Here is a 22,065-nt window from a genome sequence, read left to right on the forward strand (position 1 = left end):
CGGCGCCGCGGACGGGTTCGTGCCGTTCGCCCACGGTCACGCGAGTGCTGATGCCTGCGGGTGCTGGCCGGACGCAGCCTGGTGGTCCTCAGCAATCGCTTCGTGATGGCGGATGACTTCACCGATGATGAAGTTCAGGAATTTTTCCGCGAAGGCAGGATCGAGGTGGGCATCTTCGGCAAGCCGGCGGAGCCTGGCAATCTGCGCGGTTTCGCGTCCTGGATCTCCCGCAGGGAGGCGGTGGGCGGCCTTCAGGAAGCCCACCTTCTGCGTGGCTTTGAAGCGCTCTGCCAGGAGGTACACGAGGGTCGCATCGATGTTGTCGATACTGGAGCGGATGGACAGCAGTTCAGCCATCACCGAATTGTCCACCTGGCCGGCCAACGAACTGGCGGAGGGGTCGTAATCGTCGGAGTCAGGAGAGGGAAGGTTGTGCTGCGTCATGATCCCAGTCTATGGGCAGCCGGCCCAATGATCCGGGTGTTAAGCGCCGGCGCCGGATGTCGCCCGGCCCCGGCGCTTGCCCACCATGCTGTGCCGCTCAGATGCCCAGCAGCGCCCGGTGCTGTTCCCGGCGTCGTGCCTGTTCCTCGGGGTCAGGGACCGGCAGCGATGCAATCAGCCGCTTGGTGTAGTCATGCTGTGGGTTGCCCATGATATGGCTCCCGATCCCCTGTTCCACCAGCCTGCCCTTGTAGAGCACGCCAACCCAGGAGGAGAGGATGTCCACCACTGCAAGGTCATGGCTGATGAAAAGGCAGGCGAACTCGAACTCCTGCTGGATGTCCTTGAACAGCTCCAAAACCTTGGCCTGCACCGAAACGTCCAGGGCCGACGTCGGTTCATCCGCTATCAGCAGCCGGGGGTTCAGGCTCAGGGCCCGTGCCAGCGAGGCCCGCTGGCGCTGCCCGCCGGACAGCTCGTGGGGGTACCGGGCAGCATACGACGCCGGCAGCTGGACTGATTCGAGCAGCTCGCCGACGCGTTTGCGCACCTGGGCGGGGCTTGGCCGGGTGTGGATCACCATGGGCTCGGCGATGCATTCGCCGATGGTCAGCTGCGGGTTGAAGGACGCGGCCGGGTCCTGGAAGACGAAGCCGATGTCCTTCCGGAGCGGTTTGAAGGTGCGTTCGCGAAGGTTCAGCATTTCGTAGCCCAGGACTTTCAGGCTGCCTCCGGTGGTCCTGTTGAGCCCGGCGATGGCCCTGCCGATGGTGGTTTTTCCGGAACCCGACTCCCCCACCAGCCCGAAGACCTCGCCCCTCGACAGCGTGAAGCTGACCCTGTCCACGGCCTTGAAGGCCGGCGTTCCCAGCCTGCCCGGGTACTCGATGGTCAGATTGTTGGCTTCCACCAGGACGTCCTCATCCTGGTGGGCCCGGCTGGTCAGTCCTTCCGATGCAGAGTTATGCCCCAGGTGCGGCACCGCGGCGAGCAGCTTCCGGGTGTAATCCTGCCGCGGTTCGGCAAACAGGGTGCGGGCCGGAGCCTCCTCGACGACGTCCCCCTGGTACATCACCACCACGCGGTCGGCCAGGTCCGCCACCACCCCCATGTTGTGCGTGATGAGCACGATCGAGGTGCCGTACTTGTCCCGCAGGTCTCTGAGGAGTTCCAGAATCTCGGCCTGGACCGTGACATCCAGTGCGGTGGTAGGCTCGTCGGCAACAATCAGGCCGGGGTTGAGCGCCAGCGCCGCTGCAATGACAACCCGCTGCTTCTGCCCTCCGGAAAACTGCTGGGGGTAGTAGTTGACGCGGTGCTCAGGATCGGGAATTCCCACCTTGCGCAGGGCCTCAATGGCCCGGGACTTGGCTTCTTTGGCGGAAACCCGCTTGCCACTCTCACGGCCGGCGTGCGCCCTGATGCCTTCGGCGATCTGCCATCCGACGGTGAACACCGGGTTCAGCGCCGTGGACGGTTCCTGGAACACCATGGCCACATCCCTGCCCCGGATCTGGCGGAGGCGGGCGGCACTGACACTGATCACGTCAGCCCCGTTGATCACCACCGCGCCCGAGCTGCTGGCTGTTTCCGGGAGCAGGCCCAGGATGGTCTTGGCGGTGACCGTCTTGCCGGACCCGGACTCCCCCACAATCGCGAGCACTTCCCCCTTCCTGACTTCCAGGCTGACGTCCTTGACGGCATGCACGGGCCCGCCGTCGGTGGCGAAAGTGACCTGAAGGTGGTCGATGTCCAGGACCGGACGGCCCCCGTCGAGCTCTCCGTCGCCGGAATGCCCCGCGTCCAACGGGTCGATATTGACGGTCATGATGCCCTCACTTCTGTTGCGATGGCTGCGGTGTCCACCGGCGCCGGGGAACTGCCGCCTGTGCTCTTGCGGCCTCGGAGGCGCGGATCGTTGAGGTCGTTGATGCTTTCGCCCACCAAGGTCAGGCCCAGTACGGTCAGCACGATGGCCATGCCCGGGAACAGGCCTGTCCACCAGATTCCGGAGGTGGTGTCGGCGAGCGCCTTGTTCAGGTCGAAGCCCCATTCGGCGGCCGAACTGGGCTCGATGCCGAAGCCAAGGAAACCCAGCCCCGCCAGGGTCAGGATTGCCTCGGACGCGTTGAGGGTGAAGATCAGGGGCAGGGTTCGGGTGGCGTTGCGGTAGATGTGGCGGCTCATGATCCGAATGTTGGAGGCACCCACCACCTTGGCGGATTCGACAAAGGGTTCCGCTTTCAAGCGCACGGTCTCGGCCCGAATCACGCGGAAGTACTGCGGGATAAAAACGAGCGTGATAGCGGTTCCGGCCGCGAAGATGCCACCCACCAGGCTCGACTGGCCGCCACTGATCACGATGGCCATCACGATCGCCACCAGCAGTGAGGGGAATGCGTAGACGGCGTCGGCGATCACCACCAGGATCCGGTCGAGCCAGCCGCCGATGTATCCGCTCACCAGGCCCAGGACAACGCCGACCACGATCGACATGGCCACGGCGACGACAATTACCAGGATTGCTGTCTGCGCGCCCCAGATGACACGGGACAGGACATCGTATCCGCTCACCGTCGTTCCCAGCAGGTGCTTCCCGCCCGGGGCCTGCTGCGTGGGAAAGCTGCCGTCGTCGTCGGAAAGCTGGGAGAAGCCGTACGGCGCGAGCAGCGGCGCGAGCAGGGCGGTCAGGACGAAGGCGCCGGTCAGGACCAGTCCGGCCACCAGCATGCCGCGCTGGAGTCCTACGCTCTTGTTGAAGTGGGAGATGACCGGCAGGCGCCGGTACCACGGTGCCCGCGGACTTTCCATCGGGACGGGAACGGCTGGAATGCTCATGTCAGTACCTCACGCGGGGATCGATCAGCGCGGCGATAATGTCCACGATGAAGTTGGTCAAGGCGACGATGATGGCGAGCAGCACCACGATGCCCTGGACCGCCACGAAGTCGCGTGCTGTGAGGTAATTGGCCAGCTGGAATCCCAGGCCCTTCCACTCGAACGTAATTTCGGTCAGTACCGCGCCGCCGAGCATCACAGCGATCTGTAGCCCCATCACGGTGATGATCGGGATCAGTGCGGGCTTGTAGGCATGCTTGGTGACCAGGCGGTATTCGCTTACTCCCCTGGAGCGCCCGGCCTCCACGTAATCCCTGCCCAGGGTGCCGATGACGTTGGTCCGGACAAGGCGGAGGAAAATGCCGGCGGTCAGCAGGCCGAGGGCCACCGCAGGCAGCACGGCGTGGGCCAGGACATCGCCGAGCGCGGCCATGTTTCCGCTTCGGAGCGCGTCCAGCCAGTAGATCCCGGTGGGGGCCTCCAGCGAGGTCAGGGCTAGTTCGCTGGGCGTCTTCGCCCTGCCAGCAACCGGGAGCCAGCCCAGCCACACTGAGAACGTCAGCTTCAGCAGCATGCCCGCAAAGAACACGGGTGTGGCGTAGCAGAGAATGGCGAACACCCGCAGGACCGCGTCCGCGGCCTTGTCCCGGCGGTGGGCTGCGACCAGGCCCAGGGGGATTCCCACCAGCAGGGCAACGAGCAGCGCGTTGATGCTCAGTTCCAGGGTGGCGGAGCCGTAGGTGGTCAGCATTTCGACGACGGCACGGTTGTCCGTAAGGGTACGGCCGAAGTTGCCGGTGGCCAGCTGGCCAAGGTATTCGAAGTACTGGACCAGGATGGGCCGGTCATAGCCGGCCGCCTGGATGCGTTCCTGGAGCTGGTCGGCAGGCAGTCGGCCGCCCATGGCCACAGTAATGGGGTCACCGGTAATCCTCATCAGGAAGAAGACCATGGTGACGAGGATGAAGATCGTGGGGAAGATCAGCAGGAAACGGATCAGGATGTACTGGCCGAGTCCCCCGCCGGAAGATTTTTTGGTGGCCGGGAGGAGGCCGTCCGCGTCGCTGGGCGGCGCATCAATCAAAGTGGTCATGGTACCTCAGGGTTGTCTGGGCGCCGGCTGCTGCCCGCACCATTAACCAGCACGTTGGGGCGGGACGCCTGGCGGGCGTCCCGCCCCATGTGCGGTGGTCGTCGAATGGTCGGCAGGACCTACTTGGACATCACGCCAAGGCGGGTCTTGAACGACGGGTCGAGGGTTTTTTCAACGCCCTGGACATCCGTTCCTGCCACCATGACCTGGGCACCCTGCAGCAGCGGCAGCGTGGAGAGGTCCTTGGCAATGGCTTCCTGGGCCTGGCCCAGCAGCTCACTCCGTTCCGCCTTGTCGGTGGTGACCAGCTGCTTATTGACGACCTCTGTCACGGCCGGGTTTTCGTAGTGGTTGCCGAGGAAGTTCCCGGGGATGAAGAACGGCGTGAGGTAGTTGTCCGCATCCGAGTAATCAGGGAACCAGCCCAGCTGGTACACGGGGTAGGCATCTGCCCTGCGTTCCTTGGTGTAGGTGGTCCACTCCGTGGACTTGAGGTCAACCGTGAAAAGCCCCGACTTCTCGAGCTGTTCCTTCACCAGGGCGTACTCATCCGCAGCAGACGTACCGTACCTGTCGGTGTACTGCAGCTTCAGGTCCACCACGGACGTCACTCCGGCGTCGGTGAGGACCTTCTTGGCCTTGTCCAGGCTGGGTTTGCCGCTGCCGTCACCGTAAAGGCTCTTCAGCGGCTCGGTTGCGCCTTCGAATTCCTTGGGCACGTAGGAGTAGACCGGGGTGTACGTGTTCTTGAAGACCTGCGACGCGATGACGTCCCGGTCCACCAGGTGCGCAATGGCCTGCCGGACAGCCAGTGCCTTGGCGGGATCGGCGTCGGGCGTTTTGGCGCCGAAGGGCATGGTGTCGAAGTTGAACACCATGTAGCGGAGTTCTCCGCCGGGACCCTTGTGGACCTTCACGTTGCTGTCCGACTCGAGGTCAGCAACGTCAGTTGCGGTCAGGATCCGGCCGGCAACGTCAATGTTGCCTTGCTGGACATCGAGCTTGAGGTTGTTCGGGTCGGCGTAGTGCTTGAGCGTAGCGCCGTCGTTGGCAGCCTTGCCCAGCAGGCCCTGGTAGTCGGCGTTGGGCTTGAAGCTGACCAGTTCGTTCTTCTTGTAGCTGTCGATGGTGTACTGCCCGGCGAAGGGTTTGGCCGCGACGATGGCGTCGTCGTCCAGGATCTTGTCCGCGGGAAAGACTTCCTCATCCACGATGGGGCCCGGGTTGGAGGCCAGCACTCCTGGAAAGACCTGGTCGTTGCCGGCTTTCAACGTGAAGACCACGGTGCTGGGGTCAGTGGCCTCGATCTTTTCCATGTTGGCCAGCAGCGACGCGGGGCCGTTGGGGTCGTCGATTTTCTTGACCCGGTTGAAGGAAAAGACAACGTCGGAGGAGTCCAGTGTGTGGCCGTTGGCAAACTTCAGGTCCGGCTTCAGCTTCACCGTGTATTCGGTGGGGCTGGTGAAGGAGGCCGACTCTGCAATGTCCGGGGTGGCGTCGGCTGTTCCCGGAGCGTAGTTGAGCAGGAAGGGGTAGATCTGGTTCATCACCATGAAGGATCCGCCGTCGTAGGAGCCGGCGGGGTCGAGCGTGACCACTTTGTCAGTCGTTCCATAGGTGATGGCGCCGCCGCCGGCGCCCTCGGTTGCCGTTCCGCCGCCGCCGGAGGGGCCCGTGCAGGCCGTCAGTGCGAGGGCGGAGATGCCTGCCAGCGCGATGGCGCCGTGCAGAGCTTTGTTGCTCTTCGTCATCTGTGAACTTTCTGTTCGATGAGTACGCGCCCGCCGAGGATGTGGGTGCCTCTGCTCAGGCGGGCAGCGCGTTACTGATGGGTAGATTCAATCAGAGAGTCAACCCCCGGGACGGCCCATTGTGTGAGTTGAGACACAAAATTTACCTGGCGCATCCGCAGCCCCGGTTTTAGGGGCAGTCCGCCGGCAGGAAGGTAGAAAAAACGCCGCCCCGGGAAACCGGGGCGGCGCTTGGAAAAGTGTTCAGTTACAGCGCGGCGCGCTGCAGGGACCGGGCAACGTCGATGGTTGCCTGGCCGAGGACGCGGCTGCCTTGGTAGAGGACAACCGTCTGGCCGGGCGCCACGCCACGCAGGGGGTCGGTCAGCCTGATGACCAACTGGCCGGCGGCGCCGCCTTCTCCTGCTTCCATCCGGGCAGTCGCCGGCACGGGGTCGCCGTGCGCGCGAACCTGCGCGTAGCAGTCGAATTCCGCACCGGACTCCACCTCCGCGATCGGCAGGCCCGCCCAGGAGACCTTAATGCCCCGGATCTCGTCGATGGCCAGGAGCGCCTCCGGTCCCACCACCACCTTGTTTTCCTTCGGCCGGATCTCCAGGACGAAGCGCGGCTTTCCGTCGGCGGCCGGTGTGCCGAGCTTCAGGCCGCGGCGCTGGCCCACGGTGAACGCGTTTGCGCCGGGATGCTCACCCACTTTGGTGCCTGTTTCGTCCACGATGTCGCCGGTGGTCATGTCGATCTTCTCCGCGAGCCACCCGGCGGTGTCGCCGTCGGGAATGAAGCAGATGTCGTGGCTGTCGGGCTTGTTGGCCACCGAGAGTCCGCGGCGCTCCGCCTCGGCCCGGACCTCGGCCTTGGACGGAGTGTCGGCGAGCGGGAACATGGAGTGCTTGAGCTGTTCGTGGGTCAGGACGCCGAGGACATAGCTTTGGTCCTTGGCCCAGTCCGCGGCGCGGTGCAGCTCACGGTTCCCGTCGGCGTCTTCGATCACCTTCGCATAGTGTCCGGTGCATACGGCGTCGAAGCCCAGGGCAATGGCCTTTTCCAGCAGGGCAGCGAACTTGATCCGCTCGTTGCAGCGCATGCAGGGGTTGGGCGTACGGCCGGCTGCGTACTCGTCGATGAAGTCCTGGACGACGTCTTCCTTGAAGCGCTCCGAGAAGTCCCACACGTAGTAGGGGATGCCCAGGACGTCACACGCGCGCCAGGCGTCGCGGGAATCCTCGATGGTGCAACAGCCGCGGCTGCCGGTACGCAAGGTGCCTGGCATCCGCGACAGCGCCAGGTGGACCCCGACGACGTCATGCCCCGCCTCAACGGCGCGGGCGGCGGCTACGGCGGAGTCAACTCCGCCGCTCATGGCTGCTAGAACTCGCATGCTGGCTTTCTGTCGGGGAAGGCTGCGGCCCCATGGCCGGGACCGTGCGGACCGCCGGGCAGGGTCCCGGATACGATCGTCGCCTATCTATTCTACGGCCTCGTGTAAAGGAGCACGGCGGCAGCGCGGTCAGCCGGCAGCCCGTCCCTGCCGGGCGATGGTGCCTGCAGTCTGGATGGAGGACTCGTGGCCGGCCATACCTGCCTGCCGGGCACGTGCATAGGCGTCCGGAAGGGCGTTCAGCAAGGCGTCGACGTCGGCGTCGGTGGAGGCATGGCCGAGAGTGAACCGCTGCGCGCCCCGCGCCGTTTCCTCGTCAAGTCCCATGGCCAGCAGGACGTGGGACGGGCGCGGCACACCGGCCGTGCACGCCGATCCGGTGGATGACTCAACCCCGGCAAGGTCCAAAAGGAAAAGGAGGGAATCCCCTTCGCAGCCCGGGAAGGTGAAATGCGCATTGCCCGGGAGCCGCCGCCCGGTGCCTGGCGCTCCGCGCAGGACGGCCTCCGGCACCCGCTCGAGCACCCCTTTGATCAGTCGGTCGCGGAGGGCCGTGATCCGGGCGGCTTCACGGGGCAGCGCTGCAGCAGCAGCCTCTGCGGCCGCTGCGAAAGCTGCAATCGAGGCCGTATCCAAGGTGCCGGAGCGGACGTCCCGTTCCTGCCCGCCTCCGTGCTGGACGGGGGTCAGCTTGACCGTCCGCCCCAGCAGGAGGGCGCCCACACCCACCGGTCCCCCGATCTTGTGCCCGGAGATGGACATGGCATCCAGGCCGGACGCCTTGAAATCCACGGGGAGCGAACCGAACGCCTGCACGGCATCCGAGTGCACGGGAACGCGCGCAGCATGGGCCAGTTCCACGATCCGATGGACCGGCTGGATGGTGCCCACCTCGTTGTTGGCCCACATAACGGTGACCAGCGCGATGGTGCCCGGATCCCGGGACAGCTCACCTTCAAGGAATTCGAGGTCCACCCCGCCGTAGCCGTCCACCGGCAGCCACGTCACGTCGGCGCCCTCGTGCCGCTCGAGCCACTCCACGGTGTCCAGGACCGCGTGATGTTCGACGGCGGAACAGAGGATGCGCCGCCGCGCAGGGTTCTCTGCCACCCGGGCCCAATACAGGCCCTTGACAGCCAGGTTGTCCGATTCGGTGCCGCCGGACGTAAAGATCACCTCTGATGGATGGGCGCCGGCAGCAGCGGCGACGGCCTCCCGGGCATCCTCAACTGCCCTGCGCGCCCGCCGGCCGGAACCATGCAGCGAGGAGGGGTTTCCGGTGCGGGCAAGTTCACGCGTCAGGGCAGCCAGAGCCTCAGCCGAAAGCGGGGTGGTGGCAGCATGATCGAGGTAGACGGGCACCTTGCAATTCTAGCCCTTGGGCCGGTTGCCGCCCGGCGCCGGAGGCCCTGCCACCTGATCTGCCGGGACAATCCGGGCACAGCAGTAATCCGGTATATCCGCTCCCGCCACGCGTTCCTCCGAGGTGCCGGAACCCACCGCCGCGCCCCGCAGGAACGCGCCGTTCATGGAGCACACCACGCCGGTGTGCGTCCGGGAAAGCCGGTGGAAGGGGCAGTTCGGCAGCAGGAACCCGCCCTCACCGTCCGGTTCCGGCCGATATCCGGTTGCGGCGAGGAACCGCTCCAGGGATTCGGCTCCCTCGGCCAACTCCCGGCCTTTGTGGAAGGCGATGTCCCGGAGTACCTCTCCTGCCGGTTTGCCGGTCTCCTGGGACCTCTCGATGGCGGCGGCCAGGAGCTCGCCTGCAAAGTCGTAATTCCGGTCAGGCACCGAGGCGCCGATTTCGCCTGCTGTGCTCCGGTACATCTTTGCAGGCCTCCCGGACCCGGGGCCGGTTTTTCCCGGCGGCTTGTGGAATTCAACGGCCAGCAGGCCGTCCTGGACCAGCCGGTCCAGGTGGAAGGACACGGTACTCCTCGGAATGCCCGCGGCCCGGGCGGCATCGTCGCGGCTAACGGCATGCGGCGCCGCCGCCACGAATTCGAAGAGCTGGAGCCGCTTTTCGTCTGCCAGGGAGGCGAGCGCAGCCATCCTGTCTGCCCAAGGGAGCCTGGTCATTCCACCCCAATCCAAAGTCAAGATCTCTTGATTATAGACCTGCTCGCTTCTAAAATTGTTATATCTACTTTTAGAAGGAGTTGCCATGAAAACCGCATCCGCAGTGCATGCCCATCACCTCCCGGCAGTTCAACCTGCACGGCAGGCTTTCCTGCTGCTGCGAACTGTGTTTACCGTTGCGCCGATCATCTTCGGCCTGGACAAGCTCACCAACATCCTGGCTGACTGGACGATCTACCTTGCTCCGCAGGCCACCGCGATCGTGCCGATCCCCGCCCAGACCTTCATGTACGTGGTGGGGGCAGTGGAGATTGCCGCCGGTATTATCGTGGCCATCCGCCCGCGGTTTGGTTCGCTCCTGGTGGCGGCCTGGCTGGCCGGCATCATCATCAACCTCCTCCTGCTGGGGAGTTTCTTCGACGTCGCACTGCGCGACTTCGGGCTTCTGGTGGCAGCGCTGGTTTTGAACCGCCTCTCCCGGCCTACAGGAGTGCGCACGGAGTAACTGTGCGCATTGACTACAGCAGAAAAGACCTGCCGGCAGTTGGATATCCAGCGGCCGGCTCTTCCTTTTAAGTGCCCAGGAAGCTGGATGCACAGGAAGCTAGTTCGACGGCGGCAGCACCGGCAGGAACGAGGCTACGTCTGCCCGCGCTGCGGCGAGCGATGCCGCATCGGGGCAGGACACGGAGACATAGACGGACGAGCCGGCGGTGGCGAAGAGCCGGGCCAGGACGACCGCTGCCTTCCCGCCCCGCGGTGCAGCCTGCTCCAGGGCCAGGACTTCCACCCGGCGCACCGGCGCGTCACGGTCATTTCCCCAGCGAAGGGTGTCTGCCTTCAGGGAGTCCGGCAGCAGGGTCGGATCAAGGTATTCGAAGAGCGCCGCCGTTGATTCACGGTCATCGCCCCGCGCAAGGGCGCCTTGGTTGCTGCGGACTTTGGCAGCCACGAGGCACCCGTCCGCTTTTGCGTACTGGCTCTCGCCAGCGACATTGTCCTTAACCTGCTTCCAGCCAGGCGCATCCTTCAACCCATCCGATATCCCCACGGGGACGTCGCGGGCAAGGGTCCCGCCGGCTGCGAAGGGAAGATCCTGCCCGGCCACGGCGTCAGCGTCATGGCCGGGGGTAATGGTGGGAGTAGCCAGGACCGGAGTGCTTTCCACCACGTCCGGTGCCGCCGGATCCCGCACCTCCACGCTGCATCCGCTCAAAAGGACGGCGACCAGGGCGCCTGCCAGCGCCGCCCCCAGCCACTTCCCGCCAGCCGCCCGTACCGTCGTCGGCATTGTCATGTCCCCCACTGCTTCATGCCACGGCCCCGCCGGCCGCGCATGCACGAGTCTAGACTGCAGCTCCCGCCGGGAACCTGCACAGCCCAAGCACTCGTTGTCAGGACAGGGCGGGCCGCTGTGCTGGCTAGACTGGGCTGGCTTGGCTCCCCCGCGGGCCGGCCATACAGAAAAGGATGAGTGTTTGACCGAGAGCAGCAGCTCCCACTACCAGGTCCTTCAGGTAGCCGTTACGGCCACTGAGAAGGAAATCAAGGTGGCTTACCGCCGTGCTGCCCGCACCGCCCATCCGGACCACGGCGGTGACGCTGCCGCGTTCCGCCGGGTGACGGCCGCATATGAGACCCTCATTGATCCCCAGCGCCGTAAAGCCTACGACCGTTCGTATGCGGCGGGCCCTGTCCGGGGCAATGCTGCTGACGATGAGCCGCACTTTGATGCTCCTCCCGCCGGCAGCCGGGCGTCGGCCACAGTCCACCGGCCTGGCAGCACCCGCAATACCGCGGGGGATCCGCCTGTCTACGTGCCGCCGTTCACGCCCGGCACTGTTCCGCTGATTCCACCGGCTCAGGCCAGCCAGCAGGTGCACGGTATGCCCCGGAAACGCGGCATCTTTGGAGCCGAAGCACGGATCCAGCGGGAGATGCGCACTGTCCAGCTCCTGACCCGCCAGGTGTTGCCCGCCATCCCCGCCGCCCGGCTCATCAACGGCCTGCAGTCGCCGGCGGACAACAGCCACATCGACCATGCCGTGCTGTCGGGCTACCGGCTCGCCCTGATTAATTCCATGCTCCTGCCCAAGGGGGCGTACGCCTGGGACGGCAGGACCCTGAACCATGGGACGCGCACCATCGCGCCGCCGCAGCTGGCCCACCTTGTTCGGGCGATGCAGGACATCTTCCCGGAACTGAACGTCACCGGCTGGACAGTGGTTTTGAGCCCCAGCGGGAACCTGCACGAGCCGGTCATCGACCATCACCGCCGCCCCGCAGGTGCACTCGAAACAGTACAGGTCGTCAACGGTGCCGGCATGGTGCGCGGGCTCAAGGAGTTCCTTGCCTCCGGGCCGGCGCCCAATACCGTGAACGTGCCCGTCCTGGCCCGGTTGCTGCGCGGCATGCACTGACAGCGGTCGCTAGGATGGGAATGTGTTCCGCATCCTCTTCCACGCCCCTGAAATTCCCGGCAATACAGGTAACGCCATAAGGCTTGCCGCCATCACCGGGGCTGAGCTGCATCTCGTGGAACCACTGGGTTTCGATTTTTCAGACGCCAAGCTGCGCCGCGCCGGGCTCGATTACCACGACCTCGCCGTGGTCACGGTGCATAAGAACATCGAGGACGCCTGGCAGCACCTGCAACCCGAACGCGTTTATGCGTTTACTTCCGATGGAGCGGCCAGCTACACGGACATCGCGTACCAGCCGGGCGACGTCCTGATGTTCGGGCGGGAGTCCGTGGGCCTCCCGGAGGAACTGAAAACGGACTCCCACGTCACCGCCACGGTGCGGCTGCCCATGCTGCCTGCCCTGCGTTCCCTGAACCTGGCCAACGCCGCTTCCATTGCCGTCTACGAGGCGTGGCGGCAGCAGGGGTTTGCCGGCGCGCGGATCTGAGGCCTTCCCTATGGCGGCCGGGGGGAAAAATCTTCCGGCGCCGCCCATCCACCCATGCAGCAGCCCCGAATCACTCCTGAGAACATTTCACGGGATCGAGGAGCGGCAGGTGACACTTCTGGAAGCAGGGTCCAGGACCAAAAGCCGCAGCCGCACAGGCACTGCTGAGGATTCACCGCCGGGAGACTTATGCTTGGAAGTAATGGAAACTCCCAACGCGCCACATTCCGAGGCTCCTGCCGCGGTAACCGATCCGCCGGCTGACCTCAGCCAACGCCTTGTAATCCTTTTGGAAGGCATAGCCCGTGGGGACCAGGCGGCCTTTGCGGAGTTCTACCGGCTCACGTCCCGGAGGGTGTTCGGCATGGCCCGCCGGGTTCTGATTGACCCTGAGCTTAGCGAGGACACAACCCAGGAGGTCTTCCTGCAGGTGTGGCAGAACGCGGCGAAGTTCGACCGCCAGGCAGGAAGCCCGCTGTCCTGGTTGATGACCATTTCGCACCGGCGCGCGGTGGACAAAGTCAGGTCCTCGCAGTCCTCAACGGACCGGGAAGCGAAGTACGGTGCCAGCACGCAGGACATCGATCATGACAGCGTTTCTGACGAAGTTGGAAGCAGGCTGGAAGCTGAAGCCGTGGCCCGCTGCCTCGGAACATTGACCGAAACACAACAGGAGTCCGTACGCCTCGCATACTATGGCGGCCTCACCTACCGGGAGGTCGCAGAACGGCTGAACGCGGCAGTACCCACCATAAAGTCCCGCATCCGCGATGGACTGATCCGATTGAAGACCTGTCTGGGGGTGAGTTGAGATGACAGAAATGAACCATGGGCGCAACGGCCGCTCCGGCTCGTTCGGCGATACCGTTGCCATGGACCTCGCGTCCGGCAGGGCCGTTGACCTGGCTGAGCTGTATGCCCTGGACGCCGTGACGGATCACGAACGGCAAGCCATTGAGGATTACATCTCCACCGCCCCGGAAGCAGAACGGCTCGCATTCCAGGAGCGGGTGCGGCAGGCGCGCGAGACGCTGGCCAGGACTTTCCACGTTGAAGAGGAACCTCCGGCCGATCTGTTCAACCGGATTGTGGCCCAGTTGCCGCCCCAGGACGGCGTGCACCGGGAAGACGTGCACCGGGACGACTTGCTGGCGGACGCCCAAACCGGCGCCACCGCTGCCGTTCCGCCCGCTGCCGTGCCCGTAGCCGGCGACGAGCTCGCCAAGGCCCGCCAGCGCAGGGAAGAACGGCGCCGGCCCGGTGCCCGCCGTTGGCTTGCCGGAGTGGCAGCAGCTGCAGCGATCGCATTGGGCGGCGTCGGAGTGGGGTCGTACCTCGCGGACCAGAACGACCCCCTGAACCAGGTGGTCCGTGCGGGCGACCTTCGCGAGGCATCGGTGGATGTGTCCGGGGGCGGCACCGCCACCCTCCTCATCTCCTCCTCCGAGGACGCTGCCGTGGTGAAGATGAATGGCGTCCCCGCTCCGCCTGAGGGCAAGGTCTACCAGATGTGGCTGATTCCCAAGGACGGCTCTGCGCCCGTGTCACAGGGGTTGATGGACGAGGAAGCCCTGTCCAAGCCTGCTGTTGTGCAGGGCATTTCCTCCGCGGCTGCGTTGGGGATAACCGTCGAACCCGTGGGCGGATCCCAGTCACCCACCCTGCCCACGGTCGCCGCCGCACCCTTGGGAGCGTAGCCGGAAAGCGGCAACACGCTGAAGAACGCCCCGTTTCCGGCCAGGAAACGGGGCGTTCCTGTTTATAGAAACAGATTTTAGAAGCCGGCGATTGTTCCGGGACCGTTGACGGCCACAACGTGGAACGCCTCCGCGCTGCGGCCCTCCGGAAGTCCCGCACGGGCCGCGTTTGTCCGCATCCCCTGCCGGACAGTTGCCTCCATGGCTTCCACATCGGGGTGCTGGCTGACGTGGACATGGATCGCCTTCAGCTTGGCTTCCACCTGGCCGGTGACATCCACGAAGTGGTTCTCCCGCTCCTCCGGCCCCGCGTACAGCCAGAGCCACGGCAGCTTGTAGGCTTCAAGCCCTGATTCGGCGAGTTCAGGGTAGGCGAAGGGGTTTTCCAGCGCAGGGTACACCGCCCGGGTGACGGCCTCGCCCACCGCCAGGTGGTCGGGGTGGCTCTTCTGGATGCGCCGCCAGTTCCGTTCCGGATGCATGGACAGCACGACGTCGGGACGGATTTCCCGGATCAGCTTCACCACGCCCCGCATCACCTCGTGCGAGGGTTCGAGGTATCCGTCCCGCTGGTGAAGGTAGTGGATGTCGGTGACGCCCACCAGCCCGGCGGCGCGGCGCTGTTCGGCGTCCCGCATGGCGATGATGTTGGCCCGGTGTGCCGGGTCGAAGCCCCCGGCGTCGCCGTCGGTCATGATGCAGTAGCTGACCTGCACCCCCGCGGCCGTCCAGGCGGCGATGGTGCCTGCGGCACCAAAGTCGATGTCGTCCGGGTGGGCCGCAAAACAGAGCACCCGCCCAACCCGGTCCGTGGCCGGGTTGAACGGGCTCTGTGCCTGCTCGTTGGAGGCAGTCAAGGAATCAGCCTTTTCGCTTCTTGATCTCTTCGGTAGCCTGCGGCAGCACATCGAAGACGTCCCCGATGATGCCGAAATCGGCAATCTCGAAGACCGGCGACTCCGCGTCCTTGTTGACGGCAACGATGACCTTGGAGGTCTGCATCCCGGCCTTCTGCTGGATGGCCCCGGAGATGCCGGCTGAGATGTAGAGCTGGGGGGACACGGTCTTGCCGGTCTGGCCCACCTGTGCGTCATGGCTGATCCAGCCTGCGTCTGTGGCTGCGCGCGACGCTCCCACGGCTGCGCCCAGTGCGTCGGCGAGCTCTTCGACGGGTCCGAAGTCGCCGTCCAGGCCGCGTCCGCCGGCCACCACGATCCGGGCGTCGGTGAGGTCGGGCCGTCCGCTGGCCACCTTCTGCTCGCGGGCGGTGATCCGGGCAGCTGCGGCCGCGGCCGGCACCTCTACGGTGACGGTTTCCGGCGTGGAGGGGGCAGTGGCCGGCTCGGCCGTGATGTTGTTGGCCTTTACGGTCACTACTGACACGGACGTGGTGGCCTTGCAGGAAGTGTTGTAGGAGCCGGCCAGGACGGACTTGTGCGCGGTTCCATCCGCGTCCACGGCTATGGCGTCGGTGATAACGCCGGCGTTCAGCCGGATCGCCACGCGGGCAGCAATCTCCTTGCCCTCGGGCGAGTTGTCCAGCAGGACGATGCCCGCGCCGGTGGTTTCCGCGGCCGCGGCGACGTAGGCAGCCTTCGGGGCAACCAGGAAGTCGTCGAGGTCCTGGGCAGAGGGGCGCACCACAGTGCTGACGCCGTATTCGGCGAAGGCAGCCGCAACGCCGTCGGAAAGCTCCCCGTTGAGGGCCACAGCGCTCTCCCCCAGTGAACGTGCCAGTGTCAGCAGCTCGAGGTAGCTCTTTTTGACGGCAGCGCCCGGGTTGTCAATGAATACAAGTACTTTTGCCATGTCTGTGATCCCTCTTAGAGCAGCTTCTGGGCGGCCAGGAAGTCAACCAGCTTGATGCCGGCATCGCCTTCGTCGGTGATGATGGTGCCCGCGGTGCGGGGCGGGCGTTCCTCTGCATTGATGATGCTGGTCCAGGACCCGGCGAAGCCCACCTGTGCCTGGTCAACGCCAATGTCCGCGAGCGACAGTGTGGTGATGCTCTTGCGCTTGGCGGCGATGATGCCCTTGAAGTTGGGGTACCGGGGCTCATTGATCTGGTCCGTCACGGACACAACGGCGGGCAGGGATGCTTCCACCGTTTCGGAGAACGTATCGGCATCGCGCCGCGCCGTCAGCCTGCCGCCGCTGACCTCCAGCGACGAGGCAAAGGTGACCTGCGGCAGGCCAAGCCGTTCCGCCAGCTGCGCCGGAACCAGGGAGGTTTCACCGTCGGTGGAAGCCATGCCGGTGATCACCAGGTCCACCGGTGCGGACTGGCCCAGGTACCGGACGGTGGCCGCCAATGCGAGGGATGTAGCGGCGGCGTCGGAACCGGCCAGCGCGTCATCGGTGAGGTGGACCCCCTCGGTGGCCCCGATCTGGAGTGCCTTCTTGATGGCGTTGACTGCCCCGGCAGGACCCATGCTCAGGGCGATGACCTGGTTGCCCGCCTTGCTGCCGCCACGTGCCTCGGCGAGCTGCAGTGCCGCCTCGAGTGCGTATTCGTCGAGCTCGGACAGGATGCTCTCATCGCGGTCCGTCGTGTACCCCTCCCCGTTGAGGTGACGGTCGAACTGGGCGTCCGGTACATGCTTGACCAGGACGATGATCTTCAATGTATCTTCCACTGTATTGACAGCAGCCTTCCATGCTTGTGGACAGCCAGCCGGGTGAGGTCGTGGCCGCGGAATGCCCGGCATACGGGTAGCTCCTAGCTAACCATATAGGCCCGCCCCTGCGCCCTCTTCCGTTAACGCCTGTGTCAGCACTCCCTTGACGCCGGTGCCTGGCTTCCCCACGAGGTGGAAACAACGACGGCGACGCCCCCGCCCGAAGGTGGGGACGCCGCCGTCGTACTGCTGCTTCGCGGTTAGCGCCGTACGGCACTTAGCTCGCTGCGGTGCCCAGCGTGACGTCGAACGTCTGTTCCTGGCCGTTGCGCAGGACGGTGATCTTCACTTTGGAACCGCCGGGCTGCTCACGCACAGCCGCGGTCAGTTGCTCAGGTTCACCGACTGCAAGGTCGTTGAACCTCGTGATCACGTCACCCACCCTGATACCTGCCTTGGCGGCTGCCGAGTCCGGTTCCACGGTGGCGACGTCCGCGCCTACAGAGAACTCTGAGGACGCGCTCGTGCCCTTCGGCTTGACGCTGACACCCAGCTGCCCGTGGGAAGCCTTGCCGGTCTCGATGATTTCCCGGGCAACCCGCTTGGCGTGGTTGATGGGGATGCTGAAGCCGACGCCGATGTTTCCGCTCGTGGAGGATGCGCTTGAGCCCGCCGACGCGATGGCCACGTTGACGCCGATAATCTCACCGTTGCTGTTGACCAGGGCGCCGCCTGAGTTGCCCGGGTTGATGGCTGCGTCCGTCTGGATGACGTTGATGGAAATTTGGCCCTGTTCTGCAGTCTGCTGGCTCTGTCCACCGCCCGGAGGCGCGAACTGGAAGCCGCCCTCGTCGTCGCCCTCCGCGTTGTCCCCCTCTTCGGGGGCAGCTGCCGACGCAACACTGATGGTCCTGTTGAGGGTGGAGACGATTCCGTCGGTGACGGTTCCGGTGAGACCCAGCGGAGAGCCGATGGCGATGGCAGTGTCTCCCACGTTCAGCTTTCCGGAATCGCCAAGGGTGGCCGGGGTGAGGCCCGAGCCGGCGTCCACCTTGATCACGGCGAGGTCCGACAACGGATCCGTGCCCACCAGCTTCGCAGGGATGACCCGGCCGTCACTCGAGCGGACCTCAAGGTTCGCATTCGCCGTCTGGCCGTCGAGGGTGACCACGTGGGTGTTGGTGAGGATGTGTCCCTGGTCGTCCAGCACGATGCCCGAACCGGTGCCGCCCGCACTGCCGGTGGAAGCACTGATGGTTACCACGCTGGGTGAAGCCTTCACTGCTGCTGCAGTGATCTCGTTGACCGAGTCCTGGTTGTTGACGATGACGGTGCCGGGCTGGGCGTTGCTGCTGGTGCTGGCCGGGGTTCCGGAGGTACCGAACCATTCAGCGGAGCCCACCGTGGCCACGCCGCCACCCACCAGGCCGGCGGCGAGGATGCTGGCCACCAGCGTGCCGACGCCGAAGCTGGCTTTCCGCCGCGGGGCATCCTTGGGATTCGGCGCGAGGCCCACCGCTCCGCCCTGGAATTCATGCGCACCCTGGGCCTGGTGGCCGATGTCCTGATGGCCGTTGTGCAGCTGGCCCTGGGGACTGTGCTGGGGGTACTGCTGCGTATGCTGCTGACCCTGCCCGTAGTACCCGGACTGGCCGTAGAAAGGCTGGCGCTGGGGATAGTCGGGGCGGGGAGCTCCGGGGAGTTCCTGCGTGGGGTTCGCCCACTGCGGCTGGTCCAGCCTTTCCGTGGGGTACTGCTGAGGAGCCGGGACGTGTCCGCCGTCGGGCTGGTCACCTGCTGCCAGGCGTTGGCTTGCCGCGTCCTCCGCACCGCGGGCTTCCGCATGCTGAGCCTCCGCGGAACCCTCCCCCGGCTGCGGGTGCTGCTGCCACGGATTCCGGTTGCCCGGACGGTTATCCTCGGCGCCCTGTCCGGAAGTGTGGTTCTCAGTCATGGGACTTCCTTTCATCCTCGTCTGCATTAACTATGAACTCATTGGCTGGAACAAGCTCGGATGTTTGCTGAGAGCTTCCTGATGGCCCTTTTTCCCCTGTGCGCCGCCCCCGCATGCGTTTCGCTGGTGGCATATTCCCGCCGATGGACGGGCTGTGGGGTGCACCATAGAATCAAGATGAATTGCCACAGCGACCTGCGGCTTCACACCAAGCGTGGGGGCGCTGCTGGATTCTGAGACGACTGATTCGTCCCGAATCGGTGTCAGGCGTGCTGAAGGGTTGCACATGCGGTCAAAGTTCAAACGTATACTCGCCGTCATCGGCCTCACCGGCCTGCTGGCGGTACCCGCCGGCGCGGCCTGGGCAGAGGACCCGGTGACACTGGATCCAGCGACAAAGATCGTCGACTCCGCAGGCGTCCTTGGCGGTGACAAGTCCGAGGTCGAGGCCGCCATCAAAAAGCTGGGCACCGATCACGCCACCGTGCTCCACGTGGTCACCGTCAAAAAGTTCGAAAATCCAACTGACCGTGAAGCGTGGACGGACGAGGTAGCCAAGAAGGCCGGCCTGGGACCCAACGCATTGATCCTTGCCGTTGCTACCGACACCAGGCAGTACATCCTGAATAAGGGTGGAAGCAAGATCACCGCGGCCCAGGTCGAAAACATCAAGAGCAGCGCTATTGGCCCTCAGCTGGCTAACGGCGACTACGCCCAGGCGGCCGTGAATGCCGCCGAGGCAATTGGCGACGCAGCTGGAGGCGGCAGCGGCAACCTCCCCTCCGGTAATGGGGCCGGCACTGCCGTCCTCGTTGGCACCGGCGTTGTGGCGGCCGGTGGCGCAGGCGCTTACCTGTACTTCCGCAACAAGCGCAAGAAAGCAGCCGGCCAGGCAGCGACAGGCAGCTATGGGCCGCAGGGCGCCGAGCTCGATCCGCTGGCCTCGCTCAGTGTTGAGGAACTGCGCCGCAAGAGCGGCTCCCTGCTGATCGAAGCTGACGACGCCATCAAGTCCAGCGAGCAGGAACTGATGTTCGCGCAGGCACAGTACGGTGATTCCGCCGTTGGCAACTTCACCAAGGCGCTGGACGAAGCCAAGGGCCACATGACGGAATCGTTCAAGCTGCAGCAGCAGTTGGACGACCACATTCCCGACACTGAAGAGCAGCAGCGCACATGGCTTGGCGAGATCATCCGCCGTTCGGAAGCCGCCCTGGCATCCCTGCAGGAACAGAAGGCCGATTTCGATTCCCTGCGGGAGCTCGAGAAGAACGCCCCGCAGGCACTCGCAGCCGTCAATGCAGGAGCCCGTGAAGCAGATGCAAAAATTGCAAGTGCGGAGCAGTCCCTCGGCACCCTGCGCGCCAAGTACGCCGAGAGCGCCCTGACCCAGGTCTCCGACAACATCCTGCAGGCCAAGGAACGCTTGGCCTTCGTCCAGAACGCCACCGCCACCGCACAGCAAAAGCTGGGCGAGGGTGAAGGCAGCCTGGCAGCCGTGGCCGTCCGGGCAGCAGAGGAAAGCCTGCACCAGACCAACGTCCTCCTGGACGCCATCTCCAAGGTCTCGTCCAATCTGGACGAAGCGAGGAACAGCCTCGAGGCAGCAGTGGCTGACACCTCGCAGGACCTTGCCCAGGCAAGGGCAATAATCCAGTCCGGCGCCCACCCCGAGCTGGCCGGTCCGGTGGCAGGTGTGGAAGCGGCACTGGGGCAGGTGAAAGCGGAGATGCAGGGCGGAAAGATCGATCCGATCGCCACCCTCCAGCGCGTTGAGACCGCCCATCAGTCCCTCGACCAGGCGCTGACCGGCATCCGGGACCAGCAGGAGCAGGCGCGCCGTGCGCAGGCATCGCTCCAGCAGACCATCATGTCTGCCCAGGCCCAGATCAGTGCAACGTCCGATTACATCACCGCCCGGCGCGGCGGCGTGGGCACCGAGGCGCGCACCCGGCTGGCAGAGTCGCAGCGGAACCTCGACTATGCGCTGTCCATTGCCCGGACCGATCCGGTCACTGCATTGACCTACGCCCAACAGGCTCACGCGCTCGCTGCGCAGGCGGCCCAGCTGGCACAGGCTGACGTGGACCACTTCGACGGCTACGCCAACCAGGGCTACGGCCGGGGCGGCATGTTCGGCGGCGGTGGAGGTGGCGGCCTCGGCGGCGCCATCCTGGGCGGCATCCTCATTAACTCCATCCTTAACGGAGGCGGCGGCGGGGGCTGGGGCGGCGGCCACAGCGACGGCGGAGGCTGGGGCGGTGACTCGGGAGGCTTCGGCGGCGACATGGGCGGCTGGGGCGGAGACTCCGGAGGCGGCGGCGACTTCTAGTACCAGTAGGACCAAGGCGCCCGCGTGAACCGCCGGGCGCCACGGGCGCAGTACACCCACTGTTCACGGATTTCAGTGGTCATCACAGAGCAGGACGAAAGGTAACACCATGGTTAAGCAGTCCATTTTCGGCCGTGTCGCACAGCTGGCAAAGGCAAACATCAACTCCTTGCTGGATAACGCTGAGGACCCGCAGAAGATGCTGGACCAGATGGTCCGGGACTACACCAACAACATCGCCGAAGCGGAGTCCGCCGTCGCACAGACCATCGGCAACCTCCGCATGCTCGAGGACGACTACAACGAGGATGTCAAGAACTCGCGCGACTGGGGAAACAAGGCACTTGCCGCTTCCCGTAAGGCCGATGAATACCGTGCCAACGGCAATGTGACGGATGCCGAAAAGTTCGACAACCTGGCCAAGGTTGCCCTGCAGCGGCAGATGGCCGCCGAAAATGAGGCCAAGGGCGCCGAACCGAGCATCGCTTCCCAGCGGGAAGTAGTGGACAAGCTGAAGACCGGCCTGGACCAGATGAAGGGCAAGCTCAACCAGCTGACCAGCAAGCGCAACGAACTGGTGGCCCGCTCCAAGACCGCGGCTGCGCAGTCGCAGGTCCACGACGCCATCAAGAGCATTGACATCATGGACCCCACCAGCGAGGTGGGCCGCTTCGAGGAGAAGATCCGCCGCGAAGAGGCGAAGGTCCGTGGGCAGCAGGAACTGGCGGCGTCAAGCCTCGATGCGCAGTTCAACCAGCTCGAGGACCTTGGTGAGCAGGTGGAGATTGAAGCCCGCCTAGCCGCGTTGAAGTCGGGCGGCGCCTCAAAGCCTGCCATCGGCGCAGCCGGCTCTGCCAACTCCGATGAATCCACCACAACTGAAATCGACTACGACAAGCTCTGACGGATAGCAGAAGCAGCCCTCGTGAAGGGCGTTGGGTAAGGGCCGGGGCCGGAAGCTCCGGCCC

Annotated in this window: 20 protein-coding genes; 7 read left to right on the forward strand and 13 right to left on the reverse strand. The window is 65.2% G+C overall.

The window, feature by feature from the left end; all coding sequences use genetic code 11:
- Positions 1 to 36: 36 nt before the first annotated feature.
- The 8 genes from B5520_RS11830 to B5520_RS11865 all read right to left on the reverse strand — a co-directional run bounded on the left by B5520_RS11830 (position 37) and on the right by B5520_RS11865 (position 9,586).
- Positions 37 to 444 (reverse strand): chorismate mutase, encoded by a 408-nt coding sequence (locus B5520_RS11830; protein ID WP_079597262.1) that lies wholly within the window; start codon positions 442 to 444, stop codon positions 37 to 39.
- A gap of 97 nt (positions 445 to 541) precedes the next feature.
- Positions 542 to 2,272 (reverse strand): ABC transporter ATP-binding protein, encoded by a 1,731-nt coding sequence (locus tag B5520_RS11835; RefSeq protein ID WP_079597263.1) that lies wholly within the window; start codon positions 2,270 to 2,272, stop codon positions 542 to 544.
- Complete coding sequence (locus B5520_RS11840; RefSeq protein WP_176156850.1) at positions 2,269 to 3,282, reverse strand: ABC transporter permease; 1,014 nt, start codon at positions 3,280 to 3,282, stop codon at positions 2,269 to 2,271. Before B5520_RS11840 ends, B5520_RS11835 begins: the two co-directional genes overlap by 4 nt.
- A gap of 1 nt (position 3,283) precedes the next feature.
- A complete protein-coding gene (locus B5520_RS11845) occupies positions 3,284 to 4,375 on the reverse strand; it encodes an ABC transporter permease (RefSeq protein ID WP_079597264.1) in 1,092 nt (363 codons plus the stop codon).
- Between the two features lie 119 nt (positions 4,376 to 4,494).
- Positions 4,495 to 6,126, reverse strand: a complete 1,632-nt coding sequence (locus tag B5520_RS11850) for an ABC transporter substrate-binding protein (RefSeq protein ID WP_079597265.1) — start codon at positions 6,124 to 6,126, stop codon at positions 4,495 to 4,497.
- A 247-nt stretch (positions 6,127 to 6,373) separates the two neighbouring features.
- On the reverse strand, positions 6,374 to 7,504 hold the full coding sequence (gene mnmA / locus B5520_RS11855; protein ID WP_079597266.1) for a tRNA 2-thiouridine(34) synthase MnmA: 1,131 nt from the start codon (positions 7,502 to 7,504) through the stop codon (positions 6,374 to 6,376).
- Positions 7,505 to 7,633: 129 nt separating this feature from the next.
- Positions 7,634 to 8,866, reverse strand: a complete 1,233-nt coding sequence (locus B5520_RS11860) for a cysteine desulfurase family protein (protein WP_079597267.1) — start codon at positions 8,864 to 8,866, stop codon at positions 7,634 to 7,636.
- Positions 8,867 to 8,875: 9 nt separating this feature from the next.
- Entirely contained in the window at positions 8,876 to 9,586 is a 711-nt protein-coding gene (locus tag B5520_RS11865) for a helix-turn-helix transcriptional regulator (protein WP_079597268.1), read from the reverse strand.
- An 85-nt stretch (positions 9,587 to 9,671) separates the two neighbouring features.
- On the opposite strand from B5520_RS11865, the gene B5520_RS11870 reads away from it, so the two are divergent.
- Positions 9,672 to 10,091 carry a hypothetical protein gene (locus tag B5520_RS11870; protein WP_079597269.1) on the forward strand — a complete coding sequence of 140 codons (420 nt, stop codon included), beginning with the start codon at positions 9,672 to 9,674 and terminating at the stop codon, positions 10,089 to 10,091.
- A 99-nt stretch (positions 10,092 to 10,190) separates the two neighbouring features.
- Here the strand turns inward: B5520_RS11870 and B5520_RS11875 are convergent, their stop codons facing one another.
- Positions 10,191 to 10,883, reverse strand: coding sequence for a hypothetical protein (locus B5520_RS11875; protein ID WP_254865556.1), 693 nt, complete (start codon positions 10,881 to 10,883; stop codon positions 10,191 to 10,193).
- Between the two features lie 181 nt (positions 10,884 to 11,064).
- On the opposite strand from B5520_RS11875, the gene B5520_RS11880 reads away from it, so the two are divergent.
- The 4 genes from B5520_RS11880 to B5520_RS11895 all read left to right on the forward strand — a co-directional run bounded on the left by B5520_RS11880 (position 11,065) and on the right by B5520_RS11895 (position 14,193).
- Entirely contained in the window at positions 11,065 to 12,006 is a 942-nt protein-coding gene (locus B5520_RS11880; RefSeq protein WP_079597270.1) for a J domain-containing protein, read from the forward strand.
- Between the two features lie 22 nt (positions 12,007 to 12,028).
- A complete protein-coding gene (locus tag B5520_RS11885) occupies positions 12,029 to 12,496 on the forward strand; it encodes a tRNA (cytidine(34)-2'-O)-methyltransferase (RefSeq protein ID WP_079597271.1) in 468 nt (155 codons plus the stop codon).
- Positions 12,497 to 12,698: 202 nt separating this feature from the next.
- Positions 12,699 to 13,307, forward strand: a complete 609-nt coding sequence (gene sigK, locus B5520_RS11890) for an ECF RNA polymerase sigma factor SigK (protein ID WP_079597272.1) — start codon at positions 12,699 to 12,701, stop codon at positions 13,305 to 13,307.
- A 10-nt stretch (positions 13,308 to 13,317) separates the two neighbouring features.
- Positions 13,318 to 14,193, forward strand: a complete 876-nt coding sequence (locus B5520_RS11895; protein ID WP_104443489.1) for an anti-sigma factor — start codon at positions 13,318 to 13,320, stop codon at positions 14,191 to 14,193.
- A 77-nt stretch (positions 14,194 to 14,270) separates the two neighbouring features.
- On the opposite strand, the gene B5520_RS11900 is transcribed toward B5520_RS11895, so the two are convergent.
- The 4 genes from B5520_RS11900 to B5520_RS11915 all read right to left on the reverse strand — a co-directional run bounded on the left by B5520_RS11900 (position 14,271) and on the right by B5520_RS11915 (position 18,765).
- Positions 14,271 to 15,050 (reverse strand): PIG-L deacetylase family protein, encoded by a 780-nt coding sequence (locus tag B5520_RS11900; protein WP_079597274.1) that lies wholly within the window; start codon positions 15,048 to 15,050, stop codon positions 14,271 to 14,273.
- A gap of 4 nt (positions 15,051 to 15,054) precedes the next feature.
- Positions 15,055 to 16,002: an electron transfer flavoprotein subunit alpha/FixB family protein gene (locus B5520_RS11905; protein ID WP_079597275.1), complete on the reverse strand. Its 948-nt coding sequence runs from the start codon at positions 16,000 to 16,002 to the stop codon at positions 15,055 to 15,057.
- A gap of 14 nt (positions 16,003 to 16,016) precedes the next feature.
- Complete coding sequence (locus B5520_RS11910) at positions 16,017 to 16,817, reverse strand: electron transfer flavoprotein subunit beta/FixA family protein (RefSeq protein ID WP_079597276.1); 801 nt, start codon at positions 16,815 to 16,817, stop codon at positions 16,017 to 16,019.
- A 271-nt stretch (positions 16,818 to 17,088) separates the two neighbouring features.
- Positions 17,089 to 18,765: a S1C family serine protease gene (locus tag B5520_RS11915; protein WP_079597277.1), complete on the reverse strand. Its 1,677-nt coding sequence runs from the start codon at positions 18,763 to 18,765 to the stop codon at positions 17,089 to 17,091.
- Positions 18,766 to 19,051: 286 nt separating this feature from the next.
- On the opposite strand from B5520_RS11915, the gene B5520_RS11920 reads away from it, so the two are divergent.
- Complete coding sequence (locus B5520_RS11920) at positions 19,052 to 21,097, forward strand: TPM domain-containing protein (RefSeq protein WP_079597278.1); 2,046 nt, start codon at positions 19,052 to 19,054, stop codon at positions 21,095 to 21,097.
- A 109-nt stretch (positions 21,098 to 21,206) separates the two neighbouring features.
- Positions 21,207 to 22,001: a PspA/IM30 family protein gene (locus B5520_RS11925; RefSeq protein WP_079597279.1), complete on the forward strand. Its 795-nt coding sequence runs from the start codon at positions 21,207 to 21,209 to the stop codon at positions 21,999 to 22,001.
- Positions 22,002 to 22,065 lie beyond the last annotated feature (64 nt).

It is taken from the genome of Arthrobacter sp. P2b (assembly GCF_900168295.1).
GTDB lineage: Bacteria > Actinomycetota > Actinomycetes > Actinomycetales > Micrococcaceae > Arthrobacter.